A 12,632-nucleotide genomic window follows, 5' to 3' on the forward strand; every position below is an offset into this window, starting at 1 on the left:
TACTATGAACGAAAACCTTTACAAAAAGAAGAAGCGAAGATTGGAGCTTCTGCTGCTCATTGCAGTCATGGTATGTTCAGTTTTTACAGTCAATGCAGAAATGAACACTCAACATGGCGGCCTGGCATCGCAGAGGCTGGGAGATTTTATTAAAAGTCTGGAAAAGCAGTACCAGGTAAGTTTTGTATACGATGCCTCTCAGATTAACAAAGAAAGCATCATAGAAGCCGATAAAAATGCTTCGCCCCTCGAAAGAGCACTAAAACAGCTGCTTTCAAGCGGTATCACCTATAAGATCATAGATAATAAAGTAATCCTTAAAAAAGCTGAGCCTCACAAACCTCAGCAGGCAAAGGATATAGTTGTCAGAGGCACCGTAACCATCCAAACCAAAACGGGAGCAGAAACCACTCCCGGTATTTACGTTCTTGAAAAAGGAACAAAGAATGGTACTGCAACCGGAATGAACGGTGAGTATTCAATCCGCGTGAAAGATGGGGCAACGCTGGTGTTTTCGATGATTGGCTACAAGAGTCAGGAAGTGCCAGTGAACAACAGGACGACAATTAATGTAACCTTACAGGAGGATGTGAGTGCGCTGGAAGAGGTGGTTGTGACTGGATATCAGAATATAAACCGTAGGTTATTTACAGGGGCGGCCGTAGGCTTGAAAGGTGCGGATGTGAAACAGGAAGGTGTTGTTGACATCAGCAGAATGCTTGAAGGGCGTGCTGCCGGGGTATCAGTGCAGAATGTTTCAGGGACATTTGGTACGGCGCCTAAGATCAGGGTTCGCGGAGCCACTTCGATCAATGGTGATAATAAACCATTGTGGGTTATTGACGGGATTGTACTGGAAGACATTGTCAATATTTCGAACGACCAGCTCTCATCAGGAGATCCGACGACGCTTATTGGCTCTTCAGTGGCGGGAATCAACTCGGATGATATAGAGACCTTCCAGATTCTCAAAGATGCGTCGGCCACTGCACAGTATGGAGCCAGGGCAATGAACGGTGTAATCGTAATTACAACTAAAAAAGGGAAGTTAGGAACGCCTGTTGTTTCATATACCGGCAATTTTTCTACTCAGGCCAAGCCATCCTATAATGATTACAACTTGTTGAATTCCTATGATCAGATGTCGGTATACTCTGAATTACAACGTAAAGGCTGGCTCAATTTATCGGATGTGTCGCGCAAAGCCAATGGCGGCGTATACACCAAAATGTATGATATGATCAATACCTATGATGAAGCTAGCGGACAGTTTCTTCTAAAGAATGATCAGGCATCCCGGGAAGCATTTTTAACACGGTATGCACAAAGTAACACCAACTGGTTTGATATTTTATTCCGCCAGTCGTTAATGCAGGAGCATTCCTTAAGTATATCTTCAGGTACCGACAAATCCCTGCTTTATTTTTCCACGAGCTATCTGAACGATCAGGGAGCGGCCATGGGAAATAGCGTGAACCGCTACACGGGCAATTTACGGGCAACCTTCAACCTTTCTAAGAAATTTACTCTCGATGCAATTACTACCGGATCGATAAGACAACAGAAGGCGCCGGGAACGGTTACCCGAACAGGTAATCCGGTAGAAGGTACTTATAACCGCGATTTTGACATCAACCCTTTCAGCTATGCTCTGAATACAAGCCGTACTACTACAGCATACGATGAGAATGGTAATCTGGAGTATTTCAGAATGAACTTTGCGCCCTTTAATATCCTTCACGAATTAGATAATAATACGCTCGATCTTCATATGCTTGATCTGAAATTTCAGGGAACTGCAACGTATAGATTTAACGAGCATATAACGAACTCCATTCTTGGAGCTATTCGTTACGTTAAAACGGGAAGGGAACATAAGGTGACGGAGAATGCAAATATGGCACTCGCCTATCGTGCGATGGATGATGCTACGGTCAGGGAAAACAATCGGTTTTTGTATTCTGATCCCGACGATCCCAATGCTTTGCCTTATTCTATATTACCTGAAGGCGGATTTTACAATACTACAGACGATTATCTCATAAATTACAATCTGAGGAATACGTTCAGCTGGAATTCAAAGTTCAACGATAAACATTCCCTTGATGTGACGGCTATCCAGGAACTGAAATTTGCCGACCGCCAGAATAAATTCAATACAGGTTATGGATATCAGTTCGATAATGGCGGTATTCCATATATAAGTCCGGCTGCAATTAAACGTGCTGTTGAAGGAGGGCTTGATTATTATGGTATGGAAATGAAATACGATCGTTACCTCGCTTTCTCCGGGACAGCGCTCTATTCCTATAATAGGAAGTACATCCTTCAGCTCGTTGGTCGTTATGATGGTTCTAACCAGATGGGAAGTACTTCTACCGCAAGGTGGTTTCCTACATGGAATATAAGCGGTACCTGGAATGTGGACGAAGAGCAGTTCATGGAAAAAGTTCCTGCTATAAGCAGCCTTCGATTGCGCGGTGGGTATGGATTAACTGGAAGTATGGGACCGGCTACAAATTCTGCCCTCGTATTGCAGAACGTGAATACGACAAGGCCCTACCTTAACGAAATTGAACCTGCGATTAATATAAAATATCTCGAGAATTCTGAACTTACATGGGAGAAACAGTACGATGCAAGTATGGGACTGGAAGTGGGATTATTTAAAGATCGCCTGAATTTCGTGCTTGAAGGATATAAGCGAAAAGGCTTTGACCTGATCGGGAGTATCAGAACTTCGGGAGTCGGAGGAGAAGAGGTTAAAAAGGCCAACTATGCCGACATGAAATCTCACGGTGTTGACGTAGCCATTACAGGTATATGGTCAAAAAATCCAAAGGGCATTAGTGGTTCTTCTACCTTTACGATGGGCTATAACAAGAATGAGATTACCAATCTTAAATATCAGCCTCTTGTAAACGACCTGATAATCCCCGAAGGCGGTCCAATGGAGGGCCACGCCGTGCGCGGGCTTTATTCCGTTCAATATAAGGGATTAGACGAAACGGGGGTACCTCAGTTTTTAAATGAAAAAGGTGAGCTCTCAGAGAACGTTTACTTTCAAAGTATGGAGACCGCATACTTAAAATACGAGGGATCTGTAGATCCATTGTATACAGGTGGATTGTTCAATACCATAAGTTATAAGAATTTTAATCTATCTGCCCTGGTTACTTTCCAGGCGGGAAATAAAATCAGGCTGTATTCAAGCTATTCAGGTGAATATTCGGATATGAGCGCTCTGCCAAAGGAATTTGTTGAACGATGGGTTTTACCGGGGGATAATGGGGGGCCAGCTATTATTGATAAATATATCTCTGATGATCTGTCGGATATTGCAGCTTATCCTTATAACGCATATAACCGTTCTGATGAACGTGTCGCCGACGGTGGATTTGTTAGATTGAAACAATTAACGTTAGGCTACACTCTTCCCCTTGCATGGTCTAAATCTATTGGAACAAGAAGCCTTTCGCTAACCCTCGCATCAAATAATGTTTGGCTGATCTACTCAGACTCAAAACTGAAAGGGCAGGACCCCGAGTTCTTTAGCTCAGGCGGAGTAGCACTTCCTGTACCGCGCCAGTATACATTGTCGTTAAAGGTTGGTTTTTAATCGTAAGAAAAGATGAAAAGAATAATATATATAGTGCTGTTTCTATCGCTCGGGTTTACCGGGTGCGAAAAATATCTGGATCAGGCTCCCGATCAACGATCAGAGCTGACCTCTCCCGAAAAGGTTTCTCAATTGCTGGTATCAGCTTATCCTCAGAATGCCTACATGGTTTTTACCGAGTCTATATCTGATAACAGTGACGATAAAGGAGCCGGTGAAATTGGTGTTGAAAATCACGACCCTTACTTTTTTCAGGATCTTCAAACTCAGTCGGATGATACGCCGGATGATTACTGGAGAGCGTGTTATAAAGCTATTGCTGCAACTAACGTTGCCCTCGAAGCAATAGAAAAAGCGCCCGATCCGCAGCGATATACTGCGCAGCGCGGAGAAGCTCTTTTAGCAAGAGCATATTCACATTTTATGCTGGTTTCGCTTTTTGCTAAAACGTATGATGAAACAACAGCTTCATCTGATTTGGGCATACCTTATGTGACAGAACCCGAAACTGAGGTGATAAAGCAATATGACCGCTCTACTGTAGCAAATGTGTATAAAAAAATAGAAGAGGATCTGAAAGCAGGACTGCCCTTACTTCAAAATCAGTACAAATCACCGAAATACCATTTTACTACCGCCGCCGCTCATGCCTTTGCCGCCCGCTTTTACTTATTTAAAAAGGATTACCAGAAAGTAATAGATCACGCTAACGCAGCATTCCCCGGCACCACTATTCAGAATAATTTAAGGCCGGTAAACAGCACTTACAGACAAATGAACGATGCTGAAGCGAGGGCTCAATTAAACAATCAGGCGTCACTATCAGCAAATTTATTACTGGCTGAGCAGTTTTCATTGTATGGTTATTACAATATCTATGCACGTTACAGGTACGGCCCAAGTAATGATATTCTTTACAGTACTGTTTACGCAGCTAACGCTTCAGGTGCTCCCTGGGCGTGGTCTTCTATGGTAGTTCAGTATAGTGCGAATGACCCGTTCCTGGCGAAGTACGGTACCCGGATGAAGCTGGCAAGCCTGAACGCTAATTACGGTGATCCTTACTGTATCACTCCGTTGCTAACGACAGACGAACTGCTGTTTAACAGGGCCGAAGCCAGTGTTATGACCGGCAATTTTGCAGCAGCTATCACCGACCTCAATATGTTTCTCAGCCAGAATATTGAAGGATATATTGCCGGCGGGGATGATTTAACTGAAGAAAAAGTGAAAGAGTTTTATGAAACGGATGATACTAAAGAAGCATTGATCAAAACCATCCTTGATTTCAAGCGTACCGCTTTTCTTCATGAAGGGATGCGCTGGTTTGATATACTTCGTCATAAGTTGACAGTGGTGCATCGTACCGTAGACGGACAAGAGATGATCCTTGGTCCCGACGATCCCAGAAGAGTATTTCAGTTACCGGTGGAAGTTCAAAGTGCTGGTTTAGTGTTAAATCCAAGATAATTAGTCAAGAAAAGATGAAAAAGATATTCATTTATATAATGGTTTTCCTTTCTGTTGGAGTTGCTGTTACCTCGTGTAGTAAAGATGAAGATGTGGATTTAAGCGCTCCTATTTTAGGGCTCGGAGGTGACAAATGGGTGAAAAACGATATAGATAAATGGCTTGACACCGCCTTTGTTGATCCATACAACATCGAGGTGAAATATAGGTGGGATCCTTTCGAAGTGGACGTCAATAAAACCCTTGTTCCCGTGTTTGAGGATATGGTGGTTCCTGTAATGAGTATGGTTAAGATTACCTGGATAGAGCCTTATAACAAAGTAATTGACCCTGCCTTTATCAAGAAATATTGCCCTAAACAATTTCAGCTGGTAGGTAGCGCCGAGTGGAACACTAACAACACCATTACGCTGGGAACGGCCGAAGGTGGCCGGAAGATCGTTCTGTTTCAGATAAATTCTTACGATGAAACCGACCGCGAGCAGATAGAACAGATGTTACATACTATCCAGCATGAATTTGCTCATATCCTGCACCAGAATAAGGAATTCTCTACTGAATACAGAAACATTACCCCTTTAGGATATTCTGCTAACTGGCAGTTGGATACTAATCCAACCAAGGCTCTGAATGAAGGTTTTGTTACCCCTTATTCCAGATCGAATGAGTTTGAAGACTTTGTTGAAATGGTTTCTACCATGCTGGTAATGGGTAAACCGCGTTACGATACAATGATCAACGGAATTACCAATGCTACAGGAAAAGCCAATTTGCGAAAGAAAGAGCAAATGGTGGTAGATTATTTTAAAAATTCATGGGCAATCGATTTTTATCAGCTTCAAACAGAAGTGCAGCTCGGGATACAAAAGGTGATGACACGATAAGTAAGAACGGACTATAAAGAAATTGAATATGAAAAAAATATTATTGGGTATTCTTGCTTTTTCTCTGTTGCTGGGAGCCTGCAAGAAAGACGATACGGTAAACCCTGAGGATAAGCCAGATGCAAAACTGATTAAAGTACTGGATGATTATAAATCGCAGTTGACAGGCGCACAATTTGGCTGGAAGGCATACCTCATGCCTGATGGAGGAGGTGTATATTCTTTCCTTTTTAAATTCGATGAGAACGAAAGAGTTCAAATGCTCTCGGACATAGACCCATCATTCGAAGATGCCGCCTTTGAAAGCTCATACAGGCTTAAGGCAATACAACGGCCTTCCCTCTTTTTTGATACATATTCGTACATCCATTTATTAGCAGATCCGGATAGGCCGTTTGAGGGTTCGTATGGAACTGGTCAATACTCAGATTTTGAATTTTCATTTGTTTCGGCAAAAGAGGACACCATTACACTTGAAGGCAATTATAATCATAGTAAACTGTTGTTAATAAAAGCCAAGTCGCAGGACGAGTTCGATGACTTTATGGGCAATATCCAGGCAGTAGCCGGGAACTTTTCTAAATTGAGGACATATTTTAAGAGAATGACCGTTGGGGGAGTGGAATATGAGTTAAATATTAATCCGGCTCAAAAAGCTATCTCTTTTGCTTATTCCGATGGAGGGAGTATCAAGAGTCATAGTTCGTTTTTTTATATTGATGGAAACAATGTCGTTCTCACTGATCCATTTGTCAATGGAGGAACAACGATATCGAGCCTTTCAGGTGTAAGTTACAATGCATCTGGATTTATCAGTGCTTCGATCAATGGAAGTACAGTACAAATTGTAGAAGCTATTCAGCCAATGTCTTATGACTTAAATGCAGCCTCACGATTTAATTCGGTTGAAAGGCAATATATTTCTTACGATGGTTTTACGAGAGATGGAAATCCAGACTCGTATAATATCAAGTCGATTCCTGGACTCAGCTTTTTGCTTTTGTGGACAAAATACAGTCCCTCATACGACCTGGCAGGGTTCACCTTTGGTAATTCAATCAGATATGGGCCTGCCGTTACGCCTCAGGTCAAGTCTGATGGGAAAGTATACTATACCTTTTTAGGAACTCTTGGGTCTATTCCTGCCGCGTACCGCTCCATTGTTCTTAATACCGGAAATGCGTTTGGAGAAGAACAATCGGGTTTTTATGTTATCCAGGTAAGCAATAATACTTACGATCTTGTGAGCGCAGATGATGCCAGAAAGTGGATACGTTTCGAGTAGTTAGTATTGGAATGTATTGAGGCTGACTAAGGGGTTAAGTAATATCGTATAATGGACGAATTAATAAATCAAAGAAATCTATTAATACTATTGGGCCTGATCTTTATTGCCCAACAGTTTTATAGAAAGTCCGAAAGATTCAAAAGCAGGCCGTTCGTTGTAATCGGCATATTGATTGATATCGCGGTTCTAATATGGCTCGGGAAGGAGCTTAGCAGTGGCCTGCCTTGGATTTTCTTTAGTGTGTATATTTTTATGAATGCCTTTTCCTGGTATTTTTTGCTTTATCCAGAGCAAAAAGAGAGAGGCGTTTATAAGGTTTATTATTGCATTGAGGTTTTAACCGGAGTGGGCCTCTCAGTCTTTTTTTATTATTATTATATACGTTAAGCTTAAGAAGCTCAAAACAATCTTATAAAGAGCGTTTATATGACTGACTTACGGGAGGAAATGTTTTGATCATTTCCTCCCGTATTTGTTATCTGACATCCCCTAAGGATAAGCTACTATTTGAGGTACTAGCTTATCTGATTTTTTAATCAGGTATTTTAAAAACTTTAATAAGCCAACCAGAATAGTGTAACGCTTGATACTTCTCCGTTAGTATTTCCGGGTGCCTGGCTATTAAATGCGTAAAAATTACCATTTTTGCGTTAATACACTCGAATATGAAATCCAGGCTTATATACAACCTCAGTGTTTTTGTTTTGATCACCTTTTGTCAGGCGGCTTCCGCACAGTACAAGCCTTCTCCTGTAATCCCTGATTTTACCTTTCAAACAATGGATGGGCGCTCATTTACGCAGCGTGATCTCATAAATAACAAAAAGATAATCTTTATCCTTTTTGATGTTACATGCGACCATTGTCAGCATGAAATGCAGGATATAGGTAGGAGGTATGCCGATTTCAAGAATGTTGTTTTTTATCTTGTCTCGATGGATACAAAGCCTGCTATTCTCAAGTTTATGTCGTCGTACGGCCGGTTCCTTAATGGAAAACCCGGTGTGACGATTCTTCACGATTATAAACCCGAGTTTGTGCAAAAGTTTGGGCCTGACAAGTTTCCTGCAATCTTTGTTTACTCGGAAAAAAGACACCTGATTAAGTATCTGAGCGGACAGAAAGATGTCGCGGAGATCGTGAAAGCGACAAAGTGAAAGTTTCTGATTGGAGTGCAGTGAAGGATGAAATACTCGTTAGGGCAAAGACAAACGCACGGAACTTTCAGAAGGTCCGGGTTTTAAGGGTTGTGCTTTTGTACTTTTTTCTTTGACCGCAAAGAAAAAAGCTACCAAAAAAGAAACTCGTTGCTGCTTTCATTGCTTTGAAAGAGGCTGCTGATACGAAGTTTAGAGCTGCCGCAATGAAAAAGGCCGCAAGATCGGTTATGGCAGGGTGGTGATGGTAAATCGGAATAAGGGATAGGGACATAATATAGAGGAACAAAAGATAGATACAGAGTTGACGTATTTGGTTATTACCGCCGTAATGAAGATGTTAGCAGGCCAGTAATAGCAAAATGGAAACAGAAGATAGGGCTAGAATATTTAGTTGTTGATTGCAAACCGAACGCTAGTTTGGGCTTAGTAATTGAAAAGTAAAAGATGCTGCTTTTTTCATAAATTAGAACCTTTATTTATGGGAGAAGAATATAGTTTTCTACGCGGAGGTGGGAGTATGGGGGGGCTTATACGGAATAAGGATTGGTCGGAAACTTCATTGGGGGACATATCAATATGGCCTCAAAGTCTTCGTTCGGCTGTGAGTATATGTTTAGGCGCTAGTTTCCCTGTTTGCATTTATTGGGGTGAGGAGCTTTCCCTTATCTATAACGATGCCTGGAGCGTAATACCGGCGCAGAAGCATCCCTGGGCTCTGGGTCGTACCGCAAAAGAAGTATGGCCTGAACTTTGGCCCAGAATAGGAGCCATGTTTCAAAGTGTATTAAGGGACGGAGTTTCTACACATTCTAAAAGCGAACTTTTGTTTATGGAGCGGGCTGACTACGTGGAGGAAACATATTATGATTATGATTTCAGTCCGATACGTGGTGAAGATGGAAATGTTGCAGGTGTATTTAATGCAGGTCTTGAGACAACCGCTCATATCCTTTCAGAACGACGTACTGCTTTGCTTCATAATCTATTTAACAGCGTTTATATAGAAAATTCAGAGGAGTCTGTCTTTTCGAAAGCGGGAAACGAAATAAAGAAGCTGCCGCATGATATTCCGTGTTTCATCTTGTTTGCAAAGCAGGGGGATATGCCTGTTCCCGCTGTTTGGCATGGTGTGGAAGTCGCAGGAGATAATATGGTATTACCTTTTGAAGAGGTTGTGGCAAAGGGAGATGCTCCACTCGTTGACATGCGGCAAATTATGTCCATTGAGCGGAGTGAAAAAGTGTGGCCACTGGCTTGCAGTAAGGCTAAACTATTGCCACTAAAACTATCGTCTGGCGAGATTTGTGGGTTTTTCCTGGCGGGAATTAGTCCGAATCGCCCCTTTGACAATGACTATCAGGTTTTTTTACAGACGATCGCTGCGCATATTTCGTCTGCTATAACGAACGTAAGGGCCCAAAAGGAACGCGCGCACTCTGTCAGGCAACTGCGTAGCCTCTTTGTTCATGCACCTGTTGCAATAGCATTGCTTCGGGGACCGGATTTTATCGTGGAGGTAGCTAATGAACGTGTTTTAGAGATCTGGGGAAGGACGGCAGACATTGTGGGTTTTCCCTTATTCGAAGTGTTGCCAGAGGTGGTTGGGACACCTATTGAAGAAATACTAAAAGAAGTATACTCAACAGGAAGGAGGTTTTCGGCGGGAGAATACCAGGTTGATTTAATCCGTAACGGACATCTGGAGAATCTTTTTGTGAATTTTGTATACGAACCTCTGGTGAATAGCAACGGGTTGGTTGAGGGTATTATAACAGTTGCACATGAGATAACCGATTTAGTGACTGCCAGAAAGCAGGCTCAGAACAATGCAGAATACCTTGCCGAGTTGATGAAGCAAAAGGATGAGTTTCTCAGCATTGCCAGTCACGAGTTAAAAACTCCGGTGACAAGTGTAAAGGCTTATATTCAGTTATGCCAAAGAGTACTTAACTCACAGGAGAGAGCCCTTGTTTTTGTTAATAAGGCCTCAGACCAGGTTAACCGGCTGGAGAAGCTTATCTCAGACTTGCTTGATGTATCTAAGATTAATGCCGGGAAAATGGTATATAATCTGGAGCCTTTTGACTTCAATTTATTACTTAAGGAAAGCATAGAAAGTGTGCAACACACCTCGCCGAAGCATCACATTATACTTGAAAGTTCAGAGGATGCTGTTGTTAGTGGCGACAGGTTGCGCATAGAACAGGTCATTAATAATTTTCTTACGAATGCCGTGAAGTACTCACCAAATTCAGACAGAGTTATTATAAGATCAGAAGTCAGACAAAATAACGTCATCGTAAGCGTGCAGGATTTCGGGATAGGAATAGAGCGGGAACACATAAACAAGCTGTTCGACCGGTTTTACCGCGTAGAGAATACCGCCATGAAGTACCAGGGGCTGGGATTGGGACTTTATATTTCTTCAGAAATTCTTAAACGCCATAATGGGAGTTTTTGGATTGAAAGCGAGCCGGGCAAGGGATCTATATTTTATTTTCGTATTCCTGTCAACATGCCTGGGGAGGAAGTGCCCCAGGTGATAGATAACGGAATGTACTATAAAGACCCGCAGCTTAATATTCGATATAATAGAGAGAAATCGCGCGTCGAGGTGGAGTGGACAGGCTTCCAGGATCTTGAGTCGGTGAAGCACGGCTGTATGGTGATACTTAGATTTCTGAAAGCGAATAACTGCTCTTCAGTTCTAAATGATAATCGCCTTGTAGAAGGCAATTGGTCCGAAGCATCTGACTGGCTTGCCTTTGAATGGTTTCCTACGATGGAAGCCGCAGGACTGAAATTTCTTGCATGGATACTTTCTTCGAGTACTTTCAGTGAGCTGGCTGCACGAAAAAGCATAGAGATGGTTAATGGTAATTTTACTACAGAGTTTTTTACAGATATATCAGAAGCAGAACAGTGGCTGGACAGATTAAGTGACTAATTATAAAAAAATGATATTAGATTGTAAATGTACTTGTCGTACAAAAATTTTGTATAAGTTTACAGTCGTTTTTAGCGGTAACCTCGCATAAGAAGTGTTAATCATTACTGTTAAATGGATTCCATTAATATCAAACAATTAGCCGAAAAACTCAATCTTTCGACATCTACAGTGTCCAGGGCATTCCGGGGGCATAGTGATATTAATAAAGAAACTAAAGAGAAGATTCTTGCTATGGCCCGGGAGCTTAATTACCAGCCCAATCACATGGCTAGTAATTTGCGGGATAAAAAGAGTCGGACGATCGCGGTTATCGTGCCCGAGATAGCCAATAATTTTTTCTCACGGGCGATTAACGGAATCGAAAGGGTTGCGAGAGATAATGGTTACCATGTGCAGATATACCTAACGAATGATGATTTTGATCGGGAGGTTGCTTTTATCTCCCAGTTGCACAATGGCAGGGTAGACGGGATTATAATGTCAGTTACCGGCGAAGCAAATGATCACAGCTACATGCACAAGTTTCGGAAAAAGAGCATTCCTCTGGTGTTTTTTGATCGCATGTATGATGACATAAATGCTTCTAAAGTGTCTACCAACGATTATGATAGCAGCTTTGCTGCTACAAAACACTTAATTGACAAAGGCTGTACACGAATAGTGTATCTCGTTGTGAATAAAAACCTCTCCATAGGAAAGATGAGAATGCAGGGGTATAAGGATGCGTTGGAATCTGCGGGATTACCGTTTGTAGAAAATCTGGTGATTGATTGCAGTAATGAGCTGATTCATAATATCGATATACTTGAAGGCGTTTTCAGAGTAATTAAACCGGATGGTGTATTTGCTTCTGTGGAGAGATTGGCGATTGCAAGTTATTATGTGTGTCATAATATGAACCTTAAAATAGGTGATGACATTAAGATCATTTGTTTTTCCAGTCTCGAAATAGCTTCCCTGCTGAACCCACCCTTATCCACAATAACTCAACCTGCTTATGACATGGGCGTGGAGGCCGCAAAAATTCTTTTCAGGCAGCTCGGAATGATAGAAGAACGAACTGGGAATAACGACGAAAATGTATCAGAACAGGTTGTTCTCCAATCGGATCTTGTAATCAGACAGTCCACTTTAGGGTTAAAATAAATTCAGCAAATACACTTTATTTGTCTGAAATCTGGAGTTGCAGGTTGTACTATTTATTTAGTTTTCAACATTTATTAACAACTGTTTCGGTATCGTTCCCGTAAATGTGATTGCG

Annotated in this window: 7 protein-coding genes; all 7 read left to right on the forward strand. The window is 41.9% G+C overall.

The window, feature by feature from the left end:
- The first annotated feature begins 4 nt into the window (after window positions 1-4).
- On the forward strand, window positions 5-3,619 hold the full coding sequence (locus tag BDE36_RS07280; RefSeq protein WP_141814342.1) for a SusC/RagA family TonB-linked outer membrane protein: 3,615 nt from the start codon (window positions 5-7) through the stop codon (window positions 3,617-3,619).
- A 12-nt stretch (window positions 3,620-3,631) separates the two neighbouring features.
- Window positions 3,632-5,089 (forward strand): RagB/SusD family nutrient uptake outer membrane protein, encoded by a 1,458-nt coding sequence (locus tag BDE36_RS07285; protein ID WP_141814343.1) that lies wholly within the window; start codon window positions 3,632-3,634, stop codon window positions 5,087-5,089.
- Window positions 5,090-5,103: 14 nt separating this feature from the next.
- Window positions 5,104-5,973 (forward strand): zinc-binding metallopeptidase, encoded by an 870-nt coding sequence (locus BDE36_RS07290; protein ID WP_141814344.1) that lies wholly within the window; start codon window positions 5,104-5,106, stop codon window positions 5,971-5,973.
- Window positions 5,974-6,001: 28 nt separating this feature from the next.
- On the forward strand, window positions 6,002-7,258 hold the full coding sequence (locus BDE36_RS07295) for a DUF4302 domain-containing protein (RefSeq protein WP_141814345.1): 1,257 nt from the start codon (window positions 6,002-6,004) through the stop codon (window positions 7,256-7,258).
- Between the two features lie 668 nt (window positions 7,259-7,926).
- Complete coding sequence (locus BDE36_RS07300) at window positions 7,927-8,418, forward strand: peroxiredoxin family protein (RefSeq protein WP_141814346.1); 492 nt, start codon at window positions 7,927-7,929, stop codon at window positions 8,416-8,418.
- Window positions 8,419-8,899: 481 nt separating this feature from the next.
- Window positions 8,900-11,368 (forward strand): sensor histidine kinase, encoded by a 2,469-nt coding sequence (locus BDE36_RS07305; protein WP_141814347.1) that lies wholly within the window; start codon window positions 8,900-8,902, stop codon window positions 11,366-11,368.
- Window positions 11,369-11,482: 114 nt separating this feature from the next.
- Window positions 11,483-12,517, forward strand: coding sequence for a LacI family DNA-binding transcriptional regulator (locus tag BDE36_RS07310; protein ID WP_141814348.1), 1,035 nt, complete (start codon window positions 11,483-11,485; stop codon window positions 12,515-12,517).
- Window positions 12,518-12,632: the final 115 nt, after the last annotated feature.

The organism is Arcticibacter tournemirensis (assembly GCF_006716645.1).
Lineage (GTDB): Bacteria > Bacteroidota > Bacteroidia > Sphingobacteriales > Sphingobacteriaceae > Arcticibacter > Arcticibacter tournemirensis.